Origin of the sequence: Ruegeria discodermiae (genome assembly GCF_030758345.1) — a bacterium.
Classification (GTDB): Bacteria; Pseudomonadota; Alphaproteobacteria; order Rhodobacterales; family Rhodobacteraceae; genus Ruegeria_C.
In genome coordinates this window covers 40,677-67,387 of record NZ_JAVAMO010000004.1, presented here as the reverse complement: position 1 = coordinate 67,387, position 26,711 = coordinate 40,677, and the positions used below count along the sequence as shown (strand labels likewise).

Genomic DNA, 26,711 nt, shown 5'->3' with positions numbered 1-26,711 from the left:
AAAGGCAGGCGCGGATATGGGCGGACCGGCAAAAAAACTCAGCCAACTGGCCCTGACCGCGCGCGGTGGCGCCAATCCGCAGATCACCGGGCTGGCCGTCGATAGCCGCGAGGTGAAGGACGGTTTTCTTTTTGCTGCACTTCCCGGCACCCGCGTGCACGGCGGTGAGTTCATCCAGTTTGCCTTGCGCATGGGCGCGGCGGCGATCCTGACGGATACAAAAGGGGCAGAAATCGCGGCCACCGAACTGGCCGCCTCGGATGCAGCCCTGATCGTCACTGAAGACCCAAGGCAGGCGCTGGCCTATGTCGCCGCTCTGTGGTTCGGTGCCCAGCCTAAGGTGATGGTTGCGGTAACCGGCACCAATGGCAAAACCTCCGTTTCCACATTTGTGCGGCAGATCTGGTCGGAACTGGGCCATAAGGCGGTCAATCTCGGTACCACCGGGGTCGAAGGCGCCTGGACCGCGCCGCTGGCCCATACCACGCCCGAGCCGATCACCTTGCATCGCTGTCTGGTTCAGGCGGCAGCGGCGGGTGTGACTCATGCGGCGATGGAGGCCTCGTCACATGGTCTGGAACAGCGCCGCCTCGACGGTGTGCGGCTGGAGGCGGCGGGATTCACCAATTTCACCCAGGATCATCTGGACTACCACGACACGTTCGAGGCCTATTTCGCCGCCAAGGCGGGTCTTTTCCGCCGGGTGCTGCCCCCCGAAGGCACGGCGGTGATCAATATCGATGACTCCAAGGGGGCCGAGATGCGGGCCATCGCCGCTGCGCGGGGTCAACAGATCAGCACGGTCGGGCAGGGCGTGGGCGATCTGAACCTGCTCAACCAGCGCTTTGACGCAAATGGCCAGGACTTGCGCTTTTCCTATGACGGTAAGGTGTATCAGACCCGCCTCAACCTGATCGGCGGGTTTCAGGCGCAGAATGTCCTTATGGCCTGCGGGCTGGTGATCGCGGCGGGGGATGATCCCGAGCGCGTGTTCGAGACCCTGCCGCATTTGACCACCGTGCGTGGGCGGATGCAGCTTGCCGCAACCCGCGACAATGGCGCGACGGTGTTTGTCGACTATTCCCACACGCCCGACGCGGTGGCCACAGCGCTCAAAGCCTTGCGTCCGCATGTCATGGGCCGCCTTGTTGTCGTGGTCGGCGCGGGCGGTGATCGCGACTCCGGCAAGCGGCCACTGATGGGGCAGGCGGCGGCGGACAACGCCGATGTTGTCTTTGTCACAGATGACAATCCACGCAGCGAGGACCCGGCCCTGATCCGTGCCGCAGTGATGGGCGGTGCGCCCGACGCCAGCGAAGTGGGAGACCGGGCCGAGGCTATCCTGCGCGGCGTTGACAGCCTGCAGTCGGGTGACGCGCTGCTGATCGCGGGCAAGGGCCATGAAACCGGGCAGATCGTCGGCGATGACGTGCTGCCCTTTGATGATGTTGAACAGGCAAGCGTGGCCGTGGCCGCCTTGGACGGGAGAGGTGTATGACACTTTGGACAAGTCTTGAGGCCGTACAGGCCACCGGCGGGCGGGCGACGCAGGATTGGGAGGCGAGCGGTGTCTCCATCGATACCCGCACGATTGAGCCCGGCGATCTGTTCGTGGCCCTCAAGGATGTGCGCGACGGGCATGATTTCGTGGCGCAGGCGCTGGAAAAGGGCGCGGCGGCGGCTCTGGTCAGCCATGTACCGGACGGGGTGGCCGAGGATGCGCCGCTGCTGATCGTCGACGACGTCCTGCATGGGTTGGAGGATCTGGGCCGCGCCGCCCGCGCCCACACCGGTGCGAAAGTTGTCGCGGTGACCGGCAGCGTCGGCAAAACCTCAACCAAAGAAATGCTGGCCCAGATGCTGGGCGATCAGGGTGAAACCCATGCCAGCGTTGCCAGCTATAACAACCATTGGGGCGTGCCGCTGACGCTGGCCCGGATGCCGCGCGACACCGAGTTTGCGGTGATCGAGATCGGCATGAACCACCCCGGCGAGATCGCGCCGCTGGCCCGTCAGGCGCGCCCGCATGTGGCGCTGATCACCACCGTCGCCCCGGCGCATCTGGAGGCGTTTGACTCGGTCGATGATATCGCCCGCGAAAAGGCGGCGATCTTCGACGGTCTGCCCCATAACGGCATCGCCATCATCAACGCCGATATCAAACAGGTCGATATTCTGCGCGACAAGGCCGAACAGGTCGGCGCGCGGGCGCTGACCTTCGGCAGAAATGCCACGGATTTCAAACTGGTAGAACTGGAAAGCGACGGCACCTCGACGCTGGCCAAAGCCAATATCTATGGCTCGGTTCTGGGCTTCAAGATCCGCTCGCCGGGCGCGCATTTCGCGATGAACGGGCTGGGCGCGATCCTGGCCAGCGCCGCGCTTGGGGCCGATCTGATCCAGGCGATCACCGCGCTCAAGGACTGGACGCCCTACCATGGCCGTGGCGCGCGCCGGAAACTGGAGCTACCGACCGGCGGCACCATCCAGCTGCATGATGACAGCTATAACGCCAACCCCGCCTCGATGGCTTCGGCGCTTGAGGTGCTGGGGGCAAGCGAAGGCCGCCGCCGGGTGGCCTTTCTGGGCGACATGAAGGAGCTGGGCCCGAGGGCCGAAGACTTCCACGCTGAACTCGCTGAACTGAAGGCGATGGCCAATGTGGACAAGGTCCATTGCATCGGTCCTCTGATGAAAGCGCTGCAAGCGGCCCTGCCCGAGGAAAAGCGTGGCATCTGGACCGAGACCAGTGGCGATATGGTGCCATCGCTGCCCGATCTGATCAATCCGGGCGATATTGTGCTTGCCAAGGGCTCGCTCAGCATGGGATTGGCGCAGATCGTTGACGGAATCCGCCATATGGATGAAGACGCCGACTGAACAAAAATACGAACGAGGGGCCGTTCTGAAATGCTGTACTGGTTGACCGCCTTGTCGGATGGAGGGGATATCTGGAACCTCTTCCGCTACATCACCTTCCGTGCGGGCGGGGCCTTTCTGACGGCTTTGATCTTTGGTTTCCTGTTCGGACGCCCCCTGATCAACGTGCTGCGCCGCAAGCAGGGCAAGGGCCAACCCATTCGCGACGATGGGCCGGAGGGGCATTTCTCCAAGGCCGGAACGCCAACCATGGGCGGGCTGCTGATCGTGGGCGCGCTGCTCAGCTCGACGCTGCTCTGGGCGCGGCTCGACAATCCGTTTGTCTGGCTGGTGATCTTCGTGACGCTGGCTTACGCGCTGATCGGGTTTGCCGATGATTATGCCAAGGTCTCCAAGCAGAATACCAAGGGCGTGCCGGGGCGGTTGAGGCTGGCGCTGGGCATCATCATCGCGGTCATCGCGGCAACCTGGGCGGCGGCCTATCACCCGGATATGCTGCGCAACCAACTGGCACTACCGGTGTTCAAGGATACGCTGATCAATCTGGGCGTCTTCTATATCCCATTCTCGATCATCGTCATTGTCGGCGCGGCCAATGCGGTCAACCTGACCGACGGCCTGGACGGGTTGGCGATCATGCCGGTGATGATCGCGGGCACCACGCTGGGCATCATTGCCTATGCGGTGGGACGCGTCGATTTCACCGAATATCTCGATGTCCATTACGTGCCTGGCACTGGCGAAATCCTTGTCTTCGCCGCCGCGCTCTTTGGTGCCGGGCTGGGGTTCCTGTGGTACAACGCCCCCCCGGCGGCGGTGTTCATGGGCGATACCGGCTCGCTGGCGCTGGGCGGCGCGCTGGGCGCGATCGCTGTGGCCACCAAGCACGAGCTGGTGCTGGCCGTGGTCGGCGGGCTGTTTGTGGTCGAGGCGATGAGCGTGATCATCCAGGTGCTCTATTACAAACGCACCGGCAAGCGCGTGTTCCTGATGGCCCCGATCCATCACCATTACGAGAAAAAGGGCTGGGCGGAATCCACCATCGTGATCCGGTTCTGGATCATCTCTCTTATCCTGGCGATGATTGGTCTCGCTACGCTCAAGGTCCGGTGACAGCGCGCCGGATCGTCCTGTCGGGCTGTTCAGGGGGCGGCAAGTCCACGTTGCTGCAGGAAATGGCGCGCCGGGGTTACGCCACGGTGCCCGAGCCCGGGCGCCGCATCATTGCCGAGGAACGACAATCCGGCGGGCAGGCCCTGCCATGGCGCGATCCTGCAGCGTTTTGCCACCGTGCCATCGAGATGGCGATTGCTGATGCAAACCGCGCGACAGGCGATCCGGTGATCTTCGACCGCTCAGCACTGGACGCGCTGATCTGGTTTGACCGGACCGGAACGGAGCTGGCGCAGACCACCCGGGACCGCGTGCTGACCCTCGGCTATGACCGCCACCTCTACCTGACGCCGCCCTGGCCCGAGATATTCGAGGCAGATGATGACCGTAAACACGGGATGACCGACGCCCTTGCGGAATTCGAGGCGTTATGCGACCGCTTACCGCAATATGGGTTCGAGACGATACTGGTCCCCAAACTGCCCGTTTCAGCGCGGGCGGATTGGTTCGAGGCGCAATTGAGAAAAGGGGCGGCGACATGATCCCGGTCAAGGGTTTTGCGGGCAAACAGGTGGCGGTTCTGGGGCTGGGCCGCTCCGGTCTGGTGGCCGCGCGTGCGTTGCGTGAAGGCGGGGCCGTGCCCATCTGCTGGGACGACAACCCGGCGGCGCGCGAAGCGGCCGAAGGGGAGGGGTTCACCTGTCGCGATCTGTTGAAGCAAGGTGCTTTTGAAGAGGTTGCCGCGCTGATTGTCTCACCCGGCATTCCGCATCTCTATCCCAAGCCCAACCTGGTGGTCGCCGCCGCGCAAGAGGCGGGCGTGCCGGTTGATAACGATATTGGCCTCTTCTTCCGCTCCTTCGCGACGCGGGACTGGGATCGTTTCGACTCCATGCCGCGCGTGGTTGCGGTGACGGGCTCGAACGGCAAATCAACCACCGCTGCGCTGATCCATCATATCCTGACCGAAGGCGGGCGGAATTCGCAATTGGCGGGCAATATCGGGCGCGGCGTGCTGGATATAGAACCGGGCAGCGACGGTTCGGTGGTGGTGCTGGAACTCAGCAGCTACCAGACCGATCTGGCCCGTGCGCTGACACCGGATGTGGCCGTCTTCACCAATCTCAGCCCCGATCACCTGGACCGCCATGGCGGCATGGGCGGCTATTTCGCGGCCAAGCGCCGTCTCTTTGCCGAGGGCGGACCCGATCGGGCGGTGATCGGCATTGATGAGCCCGAAGGGGCTTATCTCGCCGGTCAACTTGCGGAAGGGCCAACAGATGACCGGGTGATCCGGGTTTCTGTGGCGCGCAAACTGACGGGGCCGGGTTGGCAGGTCTTTGCAAAAAAGGGTTTTCTGTCGGAATACCGCAAGGGGCGGCAGGCCGGATCAATCGATCTGCGCCAGATTCGCGGGTTGCCGGGGGTGCATAACCACCAGAACGCCTGCGCCGCCTATGCCGCCTGCCGCGCGCTGGGGCTTGCTCCACGTGAGATCGAGAAGGCGATGCACTCCTTTCCCGGTCTGCCGCATCGCAGCCAGATCATCGCCGAGGTGGACGGGATCACCTATGTCAACGACTCCAAGGCCACCAATGTGGACAGTGCGGCTAAGGCCTTGCAGGCCTTTGGGAATATCCGTTGGATCTGCGGCGGGTTGGAGAAAGAGGGTGGGCTTGAGGCGTTGAATGGCGTCATGGGGGCGGTCGCCAAGGCCTATGTGATCGGTCGCGAGGCCGCCGGGTTCGCCATGCAGCTTGATGTGGAGAGCGAGGTCTGCACCTCCATGGCGACTGCCGTTGAGCGGGCCATGGCCGAGGCACAAGAGGGCGAAACCGTGCTGCTCGCGCCCGCAGCCGCGAGTTTCGATCAGTATGACAATTTCGAACAGCGCGGTGAAGATTTCACGGCGCAGGTTCTGGCCCGGCTATAAGCGGGGGCTCTGCCCCGCAGCTCGTTTCCGAGCGCCTCCATCGGGATGTTTTTAGCCAGATGAAGAGGCGAAGCTGTCAGGCGCGGCTGTCGGCAATCGCGGTTCCGGCGGCATGGCCTGAGGACCAGGCCCATTGGAAGTTATAGCCGCCCAGCCATCCGGTGACATCGACCGCCTCTCCAATGGCATAAAGGCCGGGCACGGTCTTGGCCTGCAGCGTCTTAGAGGACAGCCCGTCCGTGTCGATCCCGCCCAGCGTGACTTCCGCCGTGCGGTAGCCTTCGGTGCCCGACGGGGTCAGCTGCCAGTTCTGCAACGCGGTGCATAGGGTTTCGAGCCGCGCATCGGATTGGTCCGCGAGATTGCCGTCAAGCGAGAGCTCGAGCTTCAGCGCCTCGACCAGCCGACCCGGCAGATGGCGGGCAAGCTCGGTGGTCAGCGCCTTACGCCCGCCTTGCTGACGCTGGGCGCGCAGGAGTTCATAAAGCGGAAGATCGGGGATCAGGTTCACCGACACCGCCTCGCCCTCGTGCCAGTAGGAGGAAAGCTGCAGCACCGCCGGGCCGCTCAGCCCGCGATGGGTAAAGAGCAGCGCCTCGTCAAAGCTGGCCCGCGCGTTGCTTAGCCGCGTGGGCAGCGAAACGCCCGCAAGCGGCTTGAAGCGACCCTCGGGGAAGGTGAAGGGCACCAGCGCGGGGCGGGTTTCGCTCAGGCCCAGTCCGAATTGGCGGGCAATGTCATAGGCCAGCCCGGTGGCCCCCATCTTGGGGATCGACTTGCCGCCGCTGGCCAGCACCAGGTTGCAGCAGGTGAGCAGACGGGATGTGCCCTCGCGCTCGACCTGCACGCGGAACCCGTCGGCGGTTTTGGTGACCTCACGGACCGAGGTGGACAGCCACAGCTCTGCCCCGGCCTGTTGCAGCTCTTGCACCAGCAGGGCGACGATCTGTTTCGAGGACCCGTCGCAGAACAGCTGCCCCAGCGTTTTTTCATGCCAGGCGATACCGTGGCGGTTTACCAGATCGATGAAATCCCATTGCGTGTAGCGCGCCAGCGCCGACTTGCAGAAATGCGGATTGCCGGACAGAAAATTCTCGGGCGCGGCATGCAGGTTGGTGAAATTGCACCGCCCGCCGCCTGAGATACGGATCTTTTCGCCCGGCGCGCATGCGTGATCCAGCACCAGCGTGCTGCCTCCGCTATAGGCGGCGCACATCATGCCCGCCGCGCCCGCACCAAGAATGATCGTCTGATACTCCATGCCCCGCCATTGGCGCGGAATCTGACCTTTGGCAAGAGGAAGAGACTGGCCTGGGAAGCGAAATTCCTGTAGCCTCACGTACAGACCCCGAGAACGGGGCGCATGTGAGGCAGAAAACGGCGGTATCTCATGACTGAGATGGTCTATGGCGCGGCCCCCGACCGGGGTGGCGAACCGATTCTACCCAAGTGGTGGCGGACGCTGGACAAATGGTCGATGTCCTGCGTGCTGATCCTGTTTGTGATCGGCCTGCTGCTGGGGCTGGCTGCCTCGCCGCCGCTGGCCTCGCGCAACGGCTTCGATCCGTTTCACTATGTCGAGCGGCAAGCGTTTTTCGGCGGCATGGCGATTGTGGCCATGCTGCTGACCTCAATGATGTCACCCACGCTTGTGCGCCGTCTGGCGGTGCTGGGGTTTGTGGTGTCGTTTGTGGCGCTGGCGCTGCTGCCGTTTCTGGGGACTGACTTTGGCAAGGGCGCGGTGCGCTGGTACTCGCTGGGCTTTGCCTCGCTGCAACCCTCGGAGTTCCTGAAACCCGGCTTTGTGGTTGTCGCCGCCTGGATGTTTGCCGCCAGTCAGGAGATCAACGGCCCACCGGGGCGGCTCTGGTCTTTTGCGCTGTGCATGGCGATTGTCGGCATGCTGGTGATGCAGCCTGATTTCGGGCAGGCCTGTCTGGTGCTTTTTGGTTGGGGCGTGATGTATTTCGTGGCCGGTGCGCCGATGCTTCTGCTGGTGTGTATGGCCGCCATTGTCGTGCTGGGCGGCATGTTCGCCTATTCCAATTCCGAGCATTTCGCCCGCCGCATCGATGGTTTTCTAAGCCCTGAAGTCGATCCGACCACGCAGCTTGGATATGCCACCAACGCAATTATGGAGGGTGGCCTGTTTGGCGTTGGTGTTGGTGAAGGGCAGGTGAAATGGTCTCTGCCTGATGCCCATACCGATTTCATCATCGCCGTGGCGGCCGAGGAATACGGCCTGATCCTGGTGATAATGATCATCGCGCTATATGCCATGATCGTGGTGCGTTCTCTGCTGCGGCTGATGCGCGAACGTGACCCCTTCATCCGGTTGGCGGGTACCGGTCTGGCCTGCATGTTCGGGGTGCAGGCGATGATCAATATGGGTGTGGCGGTGCGGCTCTTGCCGGCCAAGGGCATGACGCTGCCATTCGTGAGCTATGGCGGCTCGTCGCTGATCGCGGGCGGGATTGCCATGGGCATGTTGCTGGCCTTCACCCGTACCCGTCCTCAGGGTGGGCTGGGTGAGATTCTGCGCGGGCGAGGGTGATGGGGCAAGGTTATCTGCTGATCGCGGCGGGCGGCACCGGGGGGCACATGTTCCCGGCTCAAGCGCTGGCCGAGGCGATGCTGGCGCGTGGCTGGCGCGTGCGGCTGTCCACGGATGCGCGGGGTGCGCGCTATACTGGCGGGTTCCCTCATTCGACCGAGATTATCGAGGCCTCCTCGGCCACCTTTGCGCGCGGTGGGCTGCTGGCCAAGGCGCTGGTTGCGCCGAAGATCGTTGCAGGCGTGGCGGGAATGGCGCTGAACATGCTGCGCGACAAGCCCGATGTGGTCGTCGGTTTTGGCGGCTACCCGTCGATCCCGGCGCTGGGTGCCGCGACGTTACTTAAGCTGCCGCGCATGATCCACGAACAGAATGGCGTTCTTGGCCGGGTCAATCAGGTCTTTGCCAAACGGGTCGGCCATGTGGCCTGCGGTGTCTGGCCCACCGACCTGCCCGAGGGCGCCCGCGGCATCCATGTGGGCAACCCGGTGCGTGGAGCCGTGCTGGATCGTACGGGGGCGGCCTATATCATGCCCGGAGAGTACCCGATGTCGATCCTGGTGATGGGCGGCAGTCAAGGTGCGCGTATCCTCAGTGATATAGTGCCGGGCGCAATTGCTGCGCTTCCAGAAGGGCTTCGCCGCTATGTGCGGGTGGCGCATCAGGCGCGTAACGAAGATGGCGCGCGCGTCACGGCCTTTTACGCGGAACATGGTATCAAGGCCGAGGTAAAACCGTTTTTTCAGGACGTCCCGCGCCGCATGTCCGAGGCGCAGCTGGTCATCAGCCGCTCGGGTGCATCCAGCGTGGCTGATATCTCGGTGATTGGTCGCCCCTCGATCCTGATCCCCTATGCCGCCGCGGCAGGTGATCATCAGACCGCCAATGCGCGCGGTCTGGTGCAGGCAAATGCCACCATCATGATCCCCGAATCGGCCCTTGACGTTTCATCACTGTCAGAGCAAATCACCTCGGTTCTCACGAATCCCCGCGCCGCCCAGCAAATGGCTAGCGCCGCCCTGACGGTCGGCGCACCGGATGCGACCGGGCGGCTGGCAGGATTGGTCGAGGACCTCGCACGAAAGGAGACGCCATGACCCCCGCAACAAAGCTCCCACAGGATGTGGGCTCGATCCATTTTGTCGGGATCGGCGGTATCGGCATGTCGGGCATCGCCGAAGTGCTGCTGAACCTCGGCTATCAGGTGCAGGGTTCGGACCTGAAACCGTCCAAGATCACCGACCGTCTGGCGGAGCTTGGGGCGACCATCTTCATCGGGCAACGGGCCGAGAACCTCGATGGTGCCCGCGTCGTCGTTGTCTCGACCGCGATCAAGCCGGGCAACCCCGAACTGGATGGCGCGCGCTCCATGGGCCTGCCGGTGGTGCGCCGGGCCGATATGTTGGCCGAGTTGATGCGGCTGAAATCCAACGTCGCCATCGCGGGCACCCATGGCAAGACCACCACCACCACGATGATGGCGGAATTGATGGTGGCCGGGGATTTCGACCCGACAGTGATTAATGGAGGCATCATCCACGCCTATGGTTCGAACGCTCGGATGGGACAGGGCGAATGGATGGTGGTCGAAGCCGATGAGTCCGACGGCTCGTTCAACCGTCTGCCCGCCACCATCGCCATCGTCACCAATATCGACCCCGAGCATATGGAGCATTGGGGCGATTTCGATAAGCTGCGCGACGGGTTCTACGAGTTCGTCTCGAATCTGCCTTTCTATGGCCTCGCCGTTTGCTGCACCGATCATGCCGAGGTGCAGGCGCTGGTGGGCCGCATCCATGACCGCCGCGTGCGCACCTACGGATTCAACGCCCAGGCTGATGTGCGGGCGATCAACCTCACCTATGAAAAAGGCGTGGCGCATTTCGATGTGGTCCTTCAGGAAGAAGACATCACCATCGAAGGCTGCACCCTGCCGATGCCGGGGGATCACAACGTCTCGAACGCGCTGGCCGCGATCACCGTGGCCCGCCATCTGGGCATGAAAACCACCGAGATTCGCGATGCGCTGGCCAATTTCGGCGGGGTCAACCGCCGCTTCACTCGTGTGGGCGAGGTGAATGGCGTGACCATCATCGACGATTACGGCCACCACCCCGTTGAGATCGCTGCTGTGCTGAAGGCCGCGCGGCAGGCCTGCGAGGGGCGGGTGATCGCCGTACATCAGCCGCATCGCTACTCGCGCCTGTCGAACCTGTTTGACGATTTCTGCACCTGCTTTAACGAGGCGGACGTGGTCGCCATTGCCGAGGTTTTCGCTGCTGGCGAAGACCCGATCGAGGGGGCCAGCCGCGACGATCTGGTCGCGGGTCTGATCCGTCACGGTCACCGCCATGCCCGTGCGATTCTGAACGAGGACGATCTGGAACGGCTGGTGCGCGAACAGGCCCGGCCCGGTGACATGGTGGTCTGCCTTGGGGCGGGCACCATCTCGACCTGGGCCAACGGGCTGCCCGAGCGGCTTCACAAGATCGCGTGCTGACAAGAAAACTATGGAAAACCTGACTTGTTTGTTCAATTATAAGGCGAGCAGACGGTCAGAATCAAAAAAGACTTCCGGAACGGGGCGGCTTGGATGGGCCTTTCGATACTTCTAGCGGTGGCATGGGTTTGCGCGGCGACAGTCGTCGCGCTGCTGCCGATGCGGCTGCAATATGGTCCGGGTGGGGCGCTGATGCTGGCTGCTCCCGCATTGATTGTATTCATCGGCTATCAGCACGGGGCGCTGCTGGGGCTTGTGGCGCTGGCGGCGTTTGTGTCGATGTTCCGCAAGCCGCTGGCCTATTTCTGGCGCAAATGGCGTTGGTGTGAGACCGGAGGGGCCGCGCGATGACCCTGTCCCTGACACTTGTCTGTATCTGGGCAATCTCTGCCAATCTGATGGCGATGCTCCCCAGCCGCGACAATCACTGGTCCCGCGCCTATCTGCTGATCGCGCTGGGCATTCCGCTGCTGGGCTATGTCACCTATCAGAACGGCCCCTGGGTCGGACTGATCGTGCTGATCGCAGGGATGTCAGTTCTGCGCTGGCCTGTGATATACCTGACCCGTTGGATTCGCAGGCAGTAAGCCCATGAAAGATTTGCCCGGCGTGCGGGGTCGTCTGACCTCGGACCGCGCGTTGAATGACCTTACCTGGCTGCGTGTGGGCGGCCCGGCGGATGCGCTGTTTCAGCCTGCCGATATAGCGGATTTGCAGAGCTTCCTTCGTGATCTGCCGCTCGGCATTCCCGTTTTTCCAATGGGCGTCGGCTCCAACCTCATCGTGCGCGATGGAGGGCTGCGCGCCGTGGTCATTCGGTTGGGGCGTGGCTTCAACGGGATCGAGGCTGAGGGCAACCGCGTCACCGCAGGGGCGGCGGCGCTGGATGCGCATGTGGCGCGCAAGGCCGCGGATGCGGGGATCGATCTGACTTTTCTGCGCACCATTCCCGGTTCGATCGGCGGCGCTTTGCGCATGAATGCAGGGTGCTATGGCAGCTATACGGCAGATGTCTTTGTCTCGGCCCGTGCCGTCACACGGCAGGGCGAGGTGGTCACGCTCAGCGCCGATGATATGAATTTTCGCTACCGTCAAACCGACCTGCCCGAGGGCGCGGTGCTAATTGATGCCGTATTTGAGGGCCCAGAGGGCGACCCGGCGGAACTGCATGCCCGCATGGAAGCACAGTTAAAAAAGCGTGATGAGACCCAGCCAACAAAGGATCGCAGCGCTGGATCGACCTTTCGCAATCCAGCCGGGTTTTCCTCCACGGGTCGTGCCGATGACGTTCATGACCTCAAGGCGTGGAAGGTGATCGATCAGGCGGGCCTGCGCGGCGCGCGCAGGGGCGGCGCGCAGATGAGCGAGAAACACTCGAATTTCATGATCAATACCGGCACCGCCACCGCCGCCGATCTCGAAGGATTGGGCGAGGAGGTGAGAAAAAAGGTTTACGATTCCAGCGGGATCACGCTAGAATGGGAAATCATGCGGGTCGGTGAGCCGCTGACGGAATAACACCCCGGACCGAACCCCTTTCAGGCATTTTTCAGGGGCGGGAAATCGGGACAAAAACAAAGCGGATCGCCAAAATAAGATCCGGACATATTGAGGCGCATTGTGGGTCAGTCGAGCAGGACAACCCCCAAAGTGGCGGTATTGATGGGCGGCCCCTCGACGGAACGCGAGGTGTCACTCAGCAGCGGGCGCGAATGCGCAGCCGCACTACGGGGCGAAGGATTTGAGGTGGTCGAGCTGGACGCTGGCCCAAACCTCTGCGACCGTCTGGCCGAGATCAAACCCGATGTCGCCTTCAACGCGCTGCATGGCCGCTGGGGCGAGGATGGCTGCGTGCAGGGCCTGCTGGAGTGGCTGCGCATCCCCTATACCCATTCGGGCGTGCTGGCCTCGGCGCTGGCGATGGACAAGCAGCGCTCGAAAGAGGTCTATGCCGCCGTTGGCCTGCCCATCGTGGAAAGCGTGATCTCGCACAAGGATGAGGTCATGGCGGCGCATCTGCTTGAACCGCCTTATGTGGTCAAACCCAACAATGAAGGCTCCTCGGTCGGGATCTATATCGTGCAGGAAGGCGCCAACCGCCCGCCGGTGCTGGAAGAGAGCATGTCGAGCTTTGTCATGGTCGAGGAATATGTGGCGGGCCGCGAATTGACCACCACCGTGATTGGCGAACGGGCGCTGACAGTGACCGATATCATCACCGAAGGCTGGTACGATTACGAGGCAAAGTATGCCGTTGGCGGGTCGCGCCATGAACTGCCCGCTGACATCCCGAAAGACGTGTTCGACCGCTGCATGGACTACGCGCTGCGTGCCCATGACGCGCTGGGTTGTCGGGGTGTCACACGCACCGATTTCCGCTGGGACGAGGCGCGCGGGGCCGACGGGCTGATCCTGCTGGAAACCAACACCCAGCCGGGCATGACCCCGACCTCGCTGGTGCCGGAACAGGCGGCGCTGTTTGGCATGACATTCGGCCAGCTCTGCGCCTGGATGGTGGAGGATGCCTCATGCGATCGCTGACACGGATATTCCTGCCGGTGCGCTACCGCGAGAAACCGCTGGTGCGCAAGGATGCGCGGTTCTCGTCTGCCGAAACCTCGGGCTATGTCGCCAAACCCGCCGTCAAGCTAGACGGGCATGGGCGGATGGGGCGCGAGGCACCGCGACGCGTTGATCCGGCCCCCTCGCGCCTGAACTACCGCATTCAGCGCTGGATGCTGACGCCGGGCATTCGCCTTGGCCTGCGCATCGGCGTGCCGCTCTGCCTGGCCTTTGCGGCAGGGGCCGCCTTCTGGGCGGATGAGGCACGGCGCGATGCCGTAACCGGCTTCATCGCCGAGGTCCGCGCCTCGATCCAGGAACGCCCGGAATTCATGGTCAAGCTGATGGTCATCGACGGGGGGGGCACCAATCTGGCGCAGGATATCCGCGAGGTGGTGCCGCTGGATTTCCCGGTCTCCTCCTTTGATCTGGACGTGGCGCAAATCCGCGATGTGATCACCGGGCTGGACCCGGTCAAATCCGCCTCGGTCCGGGTGCGTCCGGGCGGTATATTGCAGGTGGATGTGGAAGAACGGCAGCCCGTGGTGGTCTGGCGCACCCGCCAGGGCATCGAGATGTTGGATGAAACCGGCGCGCATATCGACATTCTGGAAAGTCGCAAGCTGCGCACCGATCTGCCGCTGATCGCGGGCAGGGGAGCGGATGCGCATGTGGACGAGGCGCTGGCACTTTTTACCGCGGCCGAGCCATTGGGAGAGCGAATGCGCGGGCTGGTCCGCGTCGGCGAGCGGCGGTGGGATATGGTTCTGGATCGCGGCCAGCGCATCATGCTGCCCACTGAACGCCCCGTACAGGCGCTGCGGCGGGTGCTGGCGGTGAACGAGGTGCAGGACATGCTGGAGCGGGATGTGGCCTCGGTCGATATGCGCATCGGCGAGCGGCCGACATTGAGAATGACAGAGAACGCCACCGAAGAATGGTGGCGCATAAGAAACCCAGGCGGGGACGGGCAAGACTAAGATGATGACGGACCTTTATCAGTCGCAACGGGCTATGCGTCAGATGCGCCAGCAGGCGATGCAACGCGGCGTGGTGGCCATTCTGGATGTGGGCAGTTCCAAGATCGCCTGCCTTGTGCTGCGGTTCGACGGCACCGGCAAGCTGGCCGATGATGGCTCGATCGGGTCGATGGCCGGGCAGACCGGGTTCAGGGTGATCGGGGCCGCGACCACGCGCTCGCGCGGGGTCCAATTCGGCGAGATCACCGCCATGCAGGAGACAGAGCGCGCCATTCGCACCGCGCTCCAGGCCGCCCAGAAGATGGCCGAAATCCGCGTCGACCATGTGATCGCCTGTTTTTCCGGTGCCAACCCGCGCTCTTACGGGCTGGATGCCGAGGTTGAACTGGATACGCAGGAGGTGACCGAAGCCGAGATCGGTCGCGTTCTGAACGCCTGCGAAGTGCCGGATTATGGCGCAGACCGCGAGGTGCTGCACGCCCAGCCGGTGAATTTCGCGCTCGATCACCGCTCTGGCCTGATCGATCCGCGCGGGCAGCTGGGGCAATCGCTGTCGGTAGACATGCATATGTTGACGGTTGATGGCACCGCCATCCAGAACCTCGTGCGCTGTATCAAGCGCTGTGATCTGGAATTGGCGGGGATCGCGAACTCGGCTTATGTGTCGGGTATCTCATCGTTGGTCGAGGACGAGCAGGAGCTTGGCGCCGCCTGCATCGATATGGGCGGCGGCACCACCAGCGTCTCGATCTTTATGAAGAAACACATGATCTATGCCGATTGCGTGCGCATGGGCGGGGATCATGTGACCGGCGATATCTCGATGGCGCTGGGGGTCCCGGCGGCCAATGCGGAACGGATCAAGACCTTTTCCGGCGGCGTGCATGCCACCGGGGCGGATGATCGCGACATGATCGATATCGGGGGCGAGACCGGCGATTGGGAACATGACCGGCGCAGCGTCAGCCGGGCCGAGTTGATCGGCATCATGCGGCCACGGGTCGAGGAAATCCTCGAAGAGGTGCGCGCCCGGCTCGACGCGGCGGGTTTCGACCATCTGCCCAGCCAGCAGATCGTGCTGACCGGCGGGGCCAGCCAGGTGATGGGTCTGGATGGGCTGGCCAGCCGCATACTGGGCCAACGTGTGCGGCTGGGTCGCCCGCTGCGGGTCCATGGTCTGCCGCAATCGGCCACCGGATCGGGGTTTTCCAGCGCCGTGGGGCTCAGCCTGTTTGCGGCGCATCCGCAGGATGAATGGTGGGATTTCGAGATCCCGGTTGACCGCTATCCGGCACGGTCCTTCAAGCGCGCGGTCAAGTGGTTCCGCGACAACTGGTAAGATGATGCGCCCGGCGATAGCGGTGCTGATCGGCTTGTTGGCGCCGGGGATGACCTCGGCCCAGACCCTGATCACCCCCGACGCGTTTCTGGACGAGGCGACGGGCAAGACGCTCAGCTTTTACGAGATCGAATCCGGTGAGCTGGTCGGGGTCGAGCAGTTTCTGAACCGTTCGCTGTCAGTCTGGAGGGAGCCGGGCCAGCCCTGCGTCTACGGCAAGATCACCACGCCTGAGGGGCGAATCTGCTTTGCCTACGACAATCGGCAGGGGCCGCCGGTCTGCTGGTGGCCATTCATGCGCGGTGATCAGCTGATGGTGCGGCTGGACGTATTGCTGAACGCGGAAATCCAGGAGGTCCGCGCCATCACCAGCGCGGGGATCGACTGTCCAAACGCCCCGACAAGCTAAAGAAACCGGTTGCGGCGCATCGCGTTATCCCGCAAAATATCCACAAGGTCCGGCAGAGACCCGTAGTAATTTCGGCGGCAGGCAGAGCAGTCGCCCCAAAAACTGAACCGAACCGCGCATCCGGCGCGACCGTGGCTCTTGCTGCGGCTGGATCGTCGTACTCTTGTGGTGGGTGCGCCCCAAGCCGCAAGATTTTCCTAGCTGTCCGAAATGAAGCGGCTCCCAGCGAAAATTCGCCCATATTTTGCGGTGTTTTTGCGTTTTTTTGGTGACGATCCCTCTGCATCACGGTAGGATTGGATGTGGATAGGTAAAATAACGCCCGCGAATGCGGGCATTTAGTACAGGCGGACAGAGTATGACACTGAACCTTTCGATGCCCGGTCAGGACGATTTGAAGCCCCGGATCACTGTATTCGGGGTCGGCGGGGCAGGCGGCAATGCCGTCAACAATATGATTGAAAAGCAGTTGGAAGGCGTCGAATTCGTCGTCGCCAACACGGATGCGCAGGCGCTGCAGCAAAGCCGCTCGGAAGCGCGGGTGCAGCTGGGCGTGAAAGTGACCGAAGGTCTGGGCGCAGGCGCCCGCCCGACGGTTGGCGCCGCTGCTGCCGAAGAAAGCATCGAGCAGATTGTCGATCACTTGGCAGGCGCGCATATGTGCTTCATCACCGCTGGTATGGGCGGCGGCACCGGCACAGGGGCGGCTCCGATCATCGCGCAGGCGGCGCGGGAGTTGGGCGTGCTGACCGTTGGCGTTGTGACCAAGCCCTTCCAGTTCGAAGGCGCCAAGCGCATGCGTCAGGCCGAGGACGGTGTTGAGAGCCTGCAAAAGATGGTCGACACGCTGATCATCATCCCCAACCAGAACCTCTTCCGTCTGGCCAATGAAAAGACCACCTTTACCGAGGCGTTCTCGATGGCCGATGATGTGCTCTATCAGGGTGTGAAGGGCGTGACCGACCTGATGGTGCGTCCGGGCCTGATCAACCTCGACTTTGCCGATGTCCGTGCCGTGATGGACGAAATGGGCAAGGCGATGATGGGCACCGGCGAGGCCGATGGCGAAGATCGCGCCATCCAGGCCGCCGAAAAAGCCATCGCCAACCCGCTGCTGGACGAAATCAGCCTGCGCGGGGCCAAAGGCGTGCTGATCAACATCACCGGCGCGCATGACCTGACCCTGTTTGAGCTGGACGAGGCCGCCAATCGCATCCGCGAGGAAGTGGACCCGGATGCCAACATCATTGTTGGCTCGACCCTGGATACGGCGATGGAAGGCAACATGCGCGTTTCGGTCGTGGCCACTGGCATCGACGCCACCGAGGGCGCCGCTGAAACCCCGGTTCCGCGCCGTCCGATGTCAGCGCCGCTCAAGCAGAAAGTCGACGCCGAAGAGGCCCAAGCCGATCCGGCGCCGCAGCCTGTCGCGGCCCAGACGCCGCAACCGGCGCAGGAACCGGCCCGCGTGGCAGAAGCCCCGGCAGAAGAGCCAGGCTTGTTTGATGGCGTTCCCGCACAACCCGCCGCGGCCCGTGCCGAGGTGGAAGAGGTCGAAAGCAGCCAGCCGGAGCAGGACGATGATGGTCTGCCCCAGCCGGTCTATCAGCCCCGGGTCCCGGCCTTTGAGCCGCGGACCGAGGCACATGATGCGCCGGTCGACAGCTTTGTCGCCCCCAAGGCACCAGCGCCGGGCACCCCGTCGCCCGAAGCCCTGCAGCGTCTGCAGGCGGCGACGCAGCACGTGCCCTCACAGCCAAGGCAGCCTGCGAGCCAGCCCGAACGCCTCGCGGCAGCCGTGCAGCAAGCGCAGGCCGACAAGCCGCGTTTCGGCTTCAACCGGCTGATCGACCGCATGACCGGCCACGCGGCGGACACCCCGGACGAGCGTTCCGCGCCGCCGGTGCGCCAGCAGCCCGTTCTGCGCCAGACTGACGCTGCGGCACATGCGCCGGTTGATCCGGACCCGGAACAGGAGCGGATCGAAATTCCGGCCTTCCTGCGCCGTCAGGCCAACTGATAACGGTCACAAAATTGATGAATTTGGCCACCTACGGGTGGCCTTTTTCTTTGAAAAAACAGTTAGTTGGCGGCCTGCAGGCGGGCTTCTGCCACTCTGTTACAAACATGTTTCATTTGGTTGCAAAGATTGAGTTGAGCCATAGCGACCCGTCCATTAGTTGATCTGGCAACACAGCTCACAGAGGCTGGAAACCGTCTCAAGAGGTCTCTCTTGCAACATACGCTGAAAACTCCGGTTACCTTCAAAGGTGTTGGTCTGCACGGCGGCGCGCGTGTGATGATGACCCTGCGCCCGGCGGCTGCCGGTCACGGCATCTGGTTCAAGCGGACGGATATCGAATTGGGCGACGCGATGATCCCGGCCATCTATGATCGGGTCGAGCGGATGCCGCTCTGCACCAAGCTGGTGAATGACAGCGGTGTGTCGGTTTCAACGGTGGAACATATTATGGCGGCATTGGCGGGCTGTGGTGTCCACAATGCGCTGATCGAAGTTGACGGGCCCGAAGTTCCGATCATGGACGGCTCGTCGGTCGCATTCGTGCGCGGCATCATGGCAAAAGGGGTACGCCAGCAGGCCGCGCCGGTTTTGGCTTACGAGGTTGTGAAACCTGTCACTGTAGAAAAAGACGGAGCCAAGGCCACATTGCTGCCCGCTGACCGGCTGGAGATCGACTTCAGCATAGACTTCGACGACGCCGCCATCGGGCAGCAAACCAAAAAGCTCGACATGTGCAACGGCACATTCGCCCGCGAGCTGTGCGACAGCCGGACGTTTTGCCGCAAGGCGGATGTGGACATGATGCGCGAGAACGGCCTGGCGCTTGGTGGCACGCTCGACAATGCGGTTGTGGTCGATGGGGACATCGTGATGACCCCCGGTGGCCTGCGCCACGAGGACGAGGCCGTGCGCCACAAGATGCTGGACGCGCTTGGCGATCTCTACATGGCCGGTGGTCCGATTCTGGGTCGCTATGTCGGTGAGAAGGCTGGTCATTCCATGACCAACACGCTGCTGCGGGCGCTGTTTGAAACACCCGGCGCGGTGCGTCCGGTTCTGTGTGATGCGGAAACCACCGCCCGTTTGCCCGGCCAGGGTCTGGTCTGGACCGAGATCCCGCTGGTGGCCTGACGCTTTTGCCGGGCCATCAAACTTGTGACCTCCTGCGCGTTTTAAGACGTTTTGCACCCGAAGCTTATGTGCTAGACCAAGCCCCATACGGGTTATTCGCCCCAATGCAGGACGACAAGGAATAGTGGGAATGATTGGCAGCAGGGCAGGGGCCAAATTACTTGGCGCACTTCTTGTGGCAGTTTGTTTGACGGCCTGTGGCAATCGCGGTGGGGCGGATCGCACGCAGAATCTGGACGGCTTCACGCCGGAGCAGATTTTTGAACGCGGCGAATTCGAGCTTTCGCAGGAACGTGCCGAGGACGCCGCCTACTACTTCTCCGAGATCGAACGGCTGTATCCCTATTCCGACTGGGCCAAGCGGGCGCTGATCATGCAGGCCTTTGCCTTCCATTCGGGTCGCGACTATGTCGAAAGCCGCGCCGCCGCGCAGCGCTATATCGACTTCTACCCAACCGATGAGGATGCCGCCTATGCGCAGTATCTTCTCGCACTCAGCTACTATGACCAGATAGACGAGGTTGGCCGTGATCAGGGCCTGACCTTCCAGGCGTTGCAGGCGCTACGCACGGTGATCGAGGTCTATCCCGACAGCCAATACGCCACCTCGGCGATCCTGAAATTCGATCTGGCCTTTGACCATCTTGCCGGCAAGGAGATGGAAATTGGCCGCTATTACCTGCGCAAGCAGCACTATACCGCCGCCATCAACCGATTCCGTGTCGTGGTCGAGGATTTCCAGACCACCACCCACACCGCCGAGGCGCTCTACCGTCTGGTCGAGGCCTATCTGTCGCTGGGTCTGGTCAACGAGGCGCAGACCGCAGGCGCGATCCTGGGTTACAACTACCAGTCGACCGATTGGTATCAGGATGCCTATAAGCTGCTGACCTCGCGCGGGTTGGAGGCTCGGTCTCGCGGCAATAACTGGCTCAGTCAGATTTATCGCCAGTCGATCAAGGGGCAATGGCTCTGATCATGGCTGCGTGACGGACGGACCGATGCTGCGCGCGCTTGATATCCGGGACATGCTGATCATTGACCGGCTGGACTTGCAGTTCCAGCCGGGTCTCAACGTGCTGACCGGTGAAACCGGCGCGGGCAAGTCGATCCTGCTCGACAGTCTGGGTTTTGTTCTGGGCTGGCGGGGCCGCGCCGAACTGGTCCGTCAGGGCGCCGCACAGGGCGAGGTGGTGGCCGAGTTCGAACTGCCCGAAGGGCACGCTGCCCATGCGGTTCTGGCCGAAGCCGGACTGCCCGGCGGGGCCGAATTGATCCTGCGCCGCATTAACACCGCCGAGGGGCGCAAGACCGCCTGGGTCAATGACCGCCGCTGCTCGGGTGAGGTATTGCGGGCACTGTCAGACACGCTGATCGAGTTGCATGGCCAGCATGATGACCGTGGCCTGCTGAACCCGCGCGGCCACCGGGCCATGCTCGATGCCTTTGCCGGTCTTGAAGTGCCACTTGCGACCTGCCGCGCCGCCTGGCGCCGCCTGTCCGAGGCGCAGCGCGCATTGACCGAAACCCGCGCCGCACTCGACGCGATGCGGACCGAAGAAGAGTTTCTGCGCCACGCCGTCGCAGAGCTGGATGATCTTGATCCGCAGCCGGGGGAGGATGCCGAGCTCGATGCGCGCCGCCGCCTGATGCAGGGGGCCGAGAAGATCCGCGATGATGTGGCGCGCGCGCAGGCGCTGATCGGGTCAGAAGGGGCCGAAACCGCCCTTGGTGACGCGCTGCGCTGGCTGGAAAGCGTCTCAGACAAGGCAGATGGTCAGTTGGAACAGCCCATCGCGGCCCTTGGCCGCGCACTGATCGAGCTGGGCGAGGCGCAAACCGGGGTCGATGGGTGCCTTGATACGCTCGATTTCAATCCCGCCGATCTGGAGCAGGCCGAAGAACGCCTGTTCGCGATCCGCGCACTGGCCCGCAAACATGGCGTTGCCAGCGACGAGTTGGGCACATTCGCCGAGGGGTTGCGCCACAAGCTCACGGCGCTGGATGCAGGCGATGCCGATCTGCTGTCCCGCGAAGAGGCGCTGAGGGCGGCACAAACCGCCTATGACAGCGCCGCAAGCACCTTGAGCGCGGCGCGCAAGGCGGCAGCGGCGCGGCTGAACGCGGCCGTGATTGCCGAGCTTGCCCCGCTCAAGATGGAACGCGCGGTCTTTGCCACCCAAATCAGCGCGGGCGAGCCGGGCCCCGAGGGGCGCGACAGCGTGGCCTTTACCGTCGCCACCAATCCCGGCGCGCCTGCCGGTCCGCTTAACAAGATCGCCTCGGGCGGGGAACTCAGCCGCTTTCTGCTGGCGCTCAAGGTCTGTCTGAGCGGTGAGGGGGGCGAGCGCACTATGATCTTTGACGAGATCGACCGGGGCGTTGGTGGTGCCACCGCAGATGCGGTGGGGCGCAGGCTGGCCGCGCTGGCGGGAGCGGGGCAGGTGCTGGTGGTCACTCATTCCCCGCAGGTTGCCGCGCAAGGCGCGCATCACTGGCGTGTGCAGAAACAGGTCGAGGGCGGCGCGACGTTGTCCACCGTCATCCCGCTCGGCCCCGATGACAGGGTGGACGAGATCGCGCGCATGGTGGCGGGTGACACAATCACCGATGCGGCCCGCGCCGCTGCGCGCGCCCTGCTGGAGGCCTGATCGCGCAACACTGGCCCATTAATCCCGCCCGGCTCCGCAATCACGCTTTTCTGCATGATCCGCGCTGCTTACCATGGGCCAAGCGAAAACTCTGATCACCGATGGCCCAATCCACCCGCACCCTGATCCTTGAACAGCTGAAATCGGCCAGGACGGCAATCGCCGGTGGCTGGGAGGTGATGCGTCAACGTGGCCCCAGCCAGGTGCAGTTCTGGTTCATCGCCCTGCTGATCGGCATTGCCGCAGGCTTCGCCGCCTTGGGCTTTCGTGTGGCGATCACCGAGCTGCAGTCGTTCCTATACGGTGCGGATGACAGGCTGCGCCTGCACAGCTTCGCGGCGGGCCTGCCATGGTACATGCTACTGCTGATCCCGACACTGGGCGGTCTGCTGGTGGGGCTGATCTTTTACTGGTTCACCGATGATGGCCGCGTCCGTTCGGTCGCGGATGTGATCGAGGGGGCGGCACTAAATGACGGGCGGGTCGAGACGCGGGCAGGGATTGCCTCGATGTTTGCCTCGCTCATCACGCTCAGCTCAGGCGGCTCCAGCGGGCGGGAAGGGCCAGTGGTGCATATGGCGGGCGTCATCTCGACCTGGGTCAGCAACCGGATGGATGCTGACGGCATCACCGGGCGCGATCTGCTGGGCTGCGCCGTGGCCGCCGCCGTTTCGGCCAGTTTCAACGCGCCCATCGCAGGTGCGCTGTTTGCTTTGGAGGTGGTGCTGCGGCATTTCGCGGTGCATGCCTTTGCCCCCATCGTCATCGCCTCGATCGCGGGCACGGTGATCAACCGGCTGGCCTATGGCGATGTGACCGAGTTCCTGCTCAAAACCCCCGGATCGCTGCAATTCTATGTCGAGCTGCCCGCTTTCCTGATCCTCGGTCTGGTCTGTGGCATGGTCGCGCTGCTGGTCATGCGCTCGATCTTTCTGGCCGAGGATGTGGGCAGCCATATCCAGGCGCGGCTGCGCCTGCCGCCCTGGCTGCGCCCGGCTGTTTCGGGTGCAATGCTGGGCGGGATCGCGATCTGGTTCCCGCATATCATCGGCGTCGGATATGAGACCACCTTGCGCGCGCTAAGCGGCGATCTGCTTTTGCATACGGCTGTGGTCTTCGCCATCGTCAAGACCGCCGCGCTGGCCATCACCATGGGCGGGCGCATGGGGGGCGGGGTGTTCTCGCCCGCGCTGATGATCGGGGCACTGACCGGGCTGGCCTTTGGCCTGATCGCCACTGGGCTGCTGCCAAGCGTATCGGGCACGCATACGCTTTATGCCTTTGCCGGGATGGGCGCGGTGGCCGCCGCGGTGCTGGGCGCGCCGATTTCGACCACGCTGATCGTGTTCGAGCTGACCGGCGATTGGCAGATCGGTCTGGCGGTGATGGCCTCGGTCTCGACCTCGACCGCTTTGGCCTCGCGGCTGGTGGACCGCTCCTTCTTCCTGACGCAGCTGGAGCGGCGTGATATTCACCTTGCCGCCGGGCCGCAGGCCTACCTGCTTGCGATGATGCGCGCAGGCGCTGTCATGCGCCCGCTGGGTGATCCCAACGGGCCCTCACCCGAGGAGTGCCAGTCCCTGCTCGACAAGGGTCTATGCATCCACGCCCGCTCGACCCTGGAAGCGGCAATGCCGATCTTTGAGCGTGACGACCTGGCCTGGATACCGGTTGTCACCATCGAAGATGAGGCGGAAACCCCGGTCGGCGCGCTTTATCATATCGATGCGCTCAAGGCCTATAACCGTGCCTTGGCAGCCACCGCCGCCGAGGAGCACTCGTGAGTTCCGCAGCCTCAGATCTGTTCGACTTTGACGGAATCGCTTAGCACAAAGGCAAGATGCTCGCGGATTTCTGTTACCGCGTCGATCGGGTTCTCATAGCTCCAGACCGCGTTTTCGGTCACGGAAGAGCGGTTCACGATCGAGAAATAGGTGGCATCGCCCTTGCCCGGGCAATGGGTTTGCTTGTCAGAAGGATCAAGAAAGGCCATCGCGATGTCCTCGCGCGGGAAATATATCACGGGTGCCAGATCCCCTTCGCTCAACTCCAGCGCATTCACCGATTCACCCAGAATCGCACCGCCCGAGCGGACGGTCCACCTGCCGGGTGCCTTACGGATCGTGATCGGTCCAGCCATGTTTTCTTCCTTCTATCGTGTCTCGTGTTTCATTTCCTGTAGGCGCCCAACGCTCCCTTGCGGGGCCGTTTTCGCCCAACATTGCGTGTTAGCGCGGCATTTTGCATCCGGCCGCACGCAATATGCGCCTTTGCAGCGCGCAGATGACACCCGAAATGTGACAGGCAGATGTCAGATCGGGCGGGTTGCGGCATCCAACCACATGCGAGCGGCGCTGCCTAGTCTCGGGCCGATCTTTGTCGCCACGTCGCTGTGATAAGCGTTGAGCCAGGCGATTTCTTCAGACGTCATCATCGCGGGCAGGATCAGCCGCCGGTCAATGGGCACGAAGGTCAGCGTGCGCCAGCACAGCATTGCACGTTCCGCGTCACCGCCGGGCAGGGGGGTGGCCTCTTCCACCACCACCAGATTCTCGATGCGGATGCCGAACGCGCCCTCGCGGTAATAGCCCGGTTCATTGGACAGGATCATCCCCGGCTCGAAGGGCACATGGCTGGTGCGGGCCAACCGCTGGGGGCCTTCATGCACGCTCAGATAGGCGCCCACACCATGGCCGACCCCGTGGTTGAAATCCTGCGCCGCCGCCCAGAGCGGCTGGCGCGCGACAGATTCGATGTCCCGCCCGGCCAGACCCACCGGCCAGCGCAGCATCGACATCGCCATCATGCCGCGCAGCACGCGGGTGAAGCAGGCTTTCTCCTCTTCGCCGACCTCCCCGATGGCAATCGTGCGGGTGATGTCGGTAGTGCCGTCCAGATATTGCCCGCCACTGTCGAGCACCAGCAGATGGCCGTTCTGCAGCCGACTATCCGTTTCTTCGGTCACCCGGTAATGCATGATCGCGCCGTTGGGGCCGGTGCCCGCGATGGTGTCAAAGCTGATATCGCGTAGCGCGTTATCTTTGCGCCGCTCCGCCTCAAGCCGAGTCACCACCTGCGTTTCGGTGACTGTTCCGGGGTTTTGATCGTCAAGCCAAGCGAGCAGTTCCACCACCGCTGCCGCATCGCGCAGATGCGCCTCGGCGCTGCCCTTGATCTCGGCAGCGTTCTTGCGCGCCTTGGGCAGGGCGCAGGGATCGCCACCGTTGATCAGCCTGTCGTTCAGTCGGTCGGCCACGATCTGCGGCACGGTGCCCATATCGACGCTGACAGGTCCGTCCAGCGCTGCCACCGCCTCCAGAAACCCTTCGGGCTCATGTTGGGTGACATGACCACCCAGATGGTCCCGCACATCGTCCAGCTTGGTTGAAGCCATGAACAGATCGACCCGCGCATCGTCATGCAGGATCGCAAAGCCATGCGCCACCGGGTTGCGCGGAATATCCGAGCCACGAATGTTGAGTAGCCACATGATCGAGTCGGGCAAGGTGATCACCGCCGCCTTGTGCCCTTTTTCGCGCAGGCCCTCTGCCAGCCGCGCGCATTTGTTGTCGGCGCTTTCACCCGCGAATTCCAGCGCATGCGGTTTGACCGGCTGCATCGGCGGCGCGGGCTGATCCGGCCAAACCCGGTCCACCAGATTGTCACTGCGCACTAGTTCGATCCCCGAGCTCTCCAGATCCTTCTGCGCCTGCTTGATCTGCCCGGCGGCATGCAGCCACGGATCGAAGCCGACCTTGCCGCCCTTTGGCAGATGCTCTTTCAGCCAGTCAGTCAGGCCCACATCCGGCCAGGGAACCGGCGTGAAGACCTCTGCCACCTGGGCCTTGACCTGGGTGCGATAGCGCCCGTCGACAAAGACGCCAGCGATGTTTGCAAGCACAACACAGAACCCCGCCGAGCCGGTAAAGCCCGTCAGCCAGGCCAGCCGGTCGTCGCGCGGGGCGACATATTCGCCCTGATGAGCATCGGCGCGCGGAATCAGGAACCCGTCCAGACCGGCGCCGTCCAATTCACTGCGCAGAGCTGCCAGACGCGGCGGACCCTGTTCCGGCCGGGCGGTGACTTCGAAATTCTGGAACATCTGCGCCTCGCTCTTGTGACTGTGGCCCGAAGGTGAGCGTCGCGGCCAAAAATGTCCAGCCTGCCCGGCGTATCTTGGCAAGCTGCGGCGGTGGGGTATCATGGCGCCATGAGGATATGTTTTTTGCTTGCGGTCCCGCTGTTGGCGACACCGCTTCTTGCACAGGAAGAACCCGGAGACTTGCCGCTGGATCAGCGCGCGCAGGTTCTGTCGGCCGAGGCCGTGCTGAAGGACATGCAGGACCCCAATCGTCCGGGCGAGGCCGAGATCTCACCGCTCTATCCTGTCAAGGGCGGCTACAAGATGTGCGCGACTACCGATGCGTACAACTCGTCAGGCACCTATATTGGTCGCGACTATTGGGAGATCACGCTGGATGCGGACGGGCAGGAGGTCGTCGGCACCCGAGACGTCACCGGCCTGAACTCGCCATGCTATGGGGCCGACTACAAACCATTCGAACAGTTGATCGACGGCGCCAAGTAACAAGCTTCGCCCAACAAGGCGTTGCGAAACGCCCTGTCCAGGCAGCTT

At 63.2% G+C, this 26,711-nt stretch carries 24 protein-coding genes; 21 read left to right on the top strand and 3 right to left on the bottom strand.

The window, feature by feature from the left end; all coding sequences use genetic code 11:
• The first annotated feature begins 16 nt into the window (after positions 1-16).
• The 5 genes from Q5Y75_RS11425 to murD are packed head-to-tail and all read left to right on the top strand — an operon-like array spanning position 17 to position 5,926.
• Positions 17-1,498, top strand: coding sequence for a UDP-N-acetylmuramoyl-L-alanyl-D-glutamate--2,6-diaminopimelate ligase (locus tag Q5Y75_RS11425; RefSeq protein ID WP_306197385.1), 1,482 nt, complete (start codon positions 17-19; stop codon positions 1,496-1,498).
• The gene (locus tag Q5Y75_RS11420) at positions 1,495-2,880 is read left to right on the top strand and encodes a UDP-N-acetylmuramoyl-tripeptide--D-alanyl-D-alanine ligase (RefSeq protein WP_306197384.1); all 1,386 of its coding nucleotides are present in this window, start codon (positions 1,495-1,497) and stop codon (positions 2,878-2,880) included. The genes Q5Y75_RS11425 and Q5Y75_RS11420 overlap by 4 nt, the downstream gene beginning before the upstream one ends.
• Before the next feature lie 30 nt (positions 2,881-2,910).
• The gene (gene mraY, locus Q5Y75_RS11415; protein ID WP_306197382.1) at positions 2,911-3,993 is read left to right on the top strand and encodes a phospho-N-acetylmuramoyl-pentapeptide-transferase; all 1,083 of its coding nucleotides are present in this window, start codon (positions 2,911-2,913) and stop codon (positions 3,991-3,993) included.
• Positions 3,990-4,535, top strand: coding sequence for an AAA family ATPase (locus Q5Y75_RS11410; RefSeq protein ID WP_306197381.1), 546 nt, complete (start codon positions 3,990-3,992; stop codon positions 4,533-4,535). The genes mraY and Q5Y75_RS11410 overlap by 4 nt, the downstream gene beginning before the upstream one ends.
• Complete coding sequence (gene murD / locus Q5Y75_RS11405; RefSeq protein ID WP_306197378.1) at positions 4,532-5,926, top strand: UDP-N-acetylmuramoyl-L-alanine--D-glutamate ligase; 1,395 nt, start codon at positions 4,532-4,534, stop codon at positions 5,924-5,926. The genes Q5Y75_RS11410 and murD overlap by 4 nt, the downstream gene beginning before the upstream one ends.
• 76 nt (positions 5,927-6,002) lie before the next feature.
• Here murD and Q5Y75_RS11400 read toward each other — a convergent pair whose 3' ends face one another.
• The gene (locus tag Q5Y75_RS11400) at positions 6,003-7,187 is read right to left on the bottom strand and encodes a BaiN/RdsA family NAD(P)/FAD-dependent oxidoreductase (protein WP_306197376.1); all 1,185 of its coding nucleotides are present in this window, start codon (positions 7,185-7,187) and stop codon (positions 6,003-6,005) included.
• Between the two features lie 129 nt (positions 7,188-7,316).
• Between Q5Y75_RS11400 and ftsW the strand changes: the two genes are divergently transcribed.
• The 15 genes from ftsW (at position 7,317) to Q5Y75_RS11325 (ending at position 23,859) form a co-directional block, all read left to right on the top strand.
• A complete protein-coding gene (gene ftsW, locus Q5Y75_RS11395) occupies positions 7,317-8,480 on the top strand; it encodes a putative lipid II flippase FtsW (RefSeq protein ID WP_306197374.1) in 1,164 nt (387 codons plus the stop codon).
• Entirely contained in the window at positions 8,480-9,577 is a 1,098-nt protein-coding gene (locus Q5Y75_RS11390; RefSeq protein WP_306197372.1) for a UDP-N-acetylglucosamine--N-acetylmuramyl-(pentapeptide) pyrophosphoryl-undecaprenol N-acetylglucosamine transferase, read from the top strand. The genes ftsW and Q5Y75_RS11390 overlap by 1 nt, the downstream gene beginning before the upstream one ends.
• Positions 9,574-10,980: a UDP-N-acetylmuramate--L-alanine ligase gene (murC, locus tag Q5Y75_RS11385; RefSeq protein ID WP_306197369.1), complete on the top strand. Its 1,407-nt coding sequence runs from the start codon at positions 9,574-9,576 to the stop codon at positions 10,978-10,980. Before Q5Y75_RS11390 ends, murC begins: the two co-directional genes overlap by 4 nt.
• Before the next feature lie 93 nt (positions 10,981-11,073).
• Positions 11,074-11,331 carry a DUF2484 family protein gene (locus Q5Y75_RS11380; protein WP_306197367.1) on the top strand — a complete coding sequence of 86 codons (258 nt, stop codon included), beginning with the start codon at positions 11,074-11,076 and terminating at the stop codon, positions 11,329-11,331.
• Positions 11,328-11,567: a DUF2484 family protein gene (locus Q5Y75_RS11375; RefSeq protein WP_306197365.1), complete on the top strand. Its 240-nt coding sequence runs from the start codon at positions 11,328-11,330 to the stop codon at positions 11,565-11,567. Before Q5Y75_RS11380 ends, Q5Y75_RS11375 begins: the two co-directional genes overlap by 4 nt.
• Before the next feature lie 4 nt (positions 11,568-11,571).
• Positions 11,572-12,498, top strand: coding sequence for a UDP-N-acetylmuramate dehydrogenase (gene murB, locus Q5Y75_RS11370; RefSeq protein ID WP_306197364.1), 927 nt, complete (start codon positions 11,572-11,574; stop codon positions 12,496-12,498).
• A 102-nt stretch (positions 12,499-12,600) separates the two neighbouring features.
• Positions 12,601-13,521, top strand: coding sequence for a D-alanine--D-alanine ligase (locus Q5Y75_RS11365; protein WP_306197959.1), 921 nt, complete (start codon positions 12,601-12,603; stop codon positions 13,519-13,521).
• Positions 13,509-14,522: a cell division protein FtsQ/DivIB gene (locus Q5Y75_RS11360; protein ID WP_371933255.1), complete on the top strand. Its 1,014-nt coding sequence runs from the start codon at positions 13,509-13,511 to the stop codon at positions 14,520-14,522. The genes Q5Y75_RS11365 and Q5Y75_RS11360 overlap by 13 nt, the downstream gene beginning before the upstream one ends.
• Positions 14,523-14,526: 4 nt before the next feature.
• Entirely contained in the window at positions 14,527-15,861 is a 1,335-nt protein-coding gene (gene ftsA, locus Q5Y75_RS11355) for a cell division protein FtsA (protein ID WP_306197361.1), read from the top strand.
• 1 nt (position 15,862) lies between these two features.
• Positions 15,863-16,270 carry a hypothetical protein gene (locus Q5Y75_RS11350; protein WP_306197359.1) on the top strand — a complete coding sequence of 136 codons (408 nt, stop codon included), beginning with the start codon at positions 15,863-15,865 and terminating at the stop codon, positions 16,268-16,270.
• A 358-nt stretch (positions 16,271-16,628) separates the two neighbouring features.
• Complete coding sequence (ftsZ, locus tag Q5Y75_RS11345; protein WP_306197358.1) at positions 16,629-18,290, top strand: cell division protein FtsZ; 1,662 nt, start codon at positions 16,629-16,631, stop codon at positions 18,288-18,290.
• Positions 18,291-18,503: 213 nt separating this feature from the next.
• Positions 18,504-19,424, top strand: coding sequence for a UDP-3-O-acyl-N-acetylglucosamine deacetylase (gene lpxC / locus Q5Y75_RS11340; RefSeq protein WP_306197356.1), 921 nt, complete (start codon positions 18,504-18,506; stop codon positions 19,422-19,424).
• Positions 19,425-19,554: 130 nt separating this feature from the next.
• Positions 19,555-20,400, top strand: a complete 846-nt coding sequence (locus tag Q5Y75_RS11335) for an outer membrane protein assembly factor BamD (RefSeq protein ID WP_306197354.1) — start codon at positions 19,555-19,557, stop codon at positions 20,398-20,400.
• Between the two features lie 25 nt (positions 20,401-20,425).
• On the top strand, positions 20,426-22,075 hold the full coding sequence (gene recN, locus Q5Y75_RS11330) for a DNA repair protein RecN (protein WP_306197352.1): 1,650 nt from the start codon (positions 20,426-20,428) through the stop codon (positions 22,073-22,075).
• Positions 22,076-22,176: 101 nt separating this feature from the next.
• Complete coding sequence (locus tag Q5Y75_RS11325) at positions 22,177-23,859, top strand: chloride channel protein (RefSeq protein ID WP_306197350.1); 1,683 nt, start codon at positions 22,177-22,179, stop codon at positions 23,857-23,859.
• 11 nt (positions 23,860-23,870) lie between these two features.
• Here Q5Y75_RS11325 and Q5Y75_RS11320 read toward each other — a convergent pair whose 3' ends face one another.
• Both Q5Y75_RS11320 and Q5Y75_RS11315 read right to left on the bottom strand, forming a co-directional pair.
• On the bottom strand, positions 23,871-24,215 hold the full coding sequence (locus Q5Y75_RS11320) for a DUF427 domain-containing protein (protein ID WP_306197348.1): 345 nt from the start codon (positions 24,213-24,215) through the stop codon (positions 23,871-23,873).
• Between the two features lie 171 nt (positions 24,216-24,386).
• Entirely contained in the window at positions 24,387-26,177 is a 1,791-nt protein-coding gene (locus tag Q5Y75_RS11315) for an aminopeptidase P family protein (protein ID WP_306197346.1), read from the bottom strand.
• A gap of 123 nt (positions 26,178-26,300) precedes the next feature.
• Here Q5Y75_RS11315 and Q5Y75_RS11310 point away from each other — a divergent pair, with 123 nt between their 5' ends.
• Positions 26,301-26,663: a hypothetical protein gene (locus Q5Y75_RS11310; RefSeq protein ID WP_306197344.1), complete on the top strand. Its 363-nt coding sequence runs from the start codon at positions 26,301-26,303 to the stop codon at positions 26,661-26,663.
• Positions 26,664-26,711: the final 48 nt, after the last annotated feature.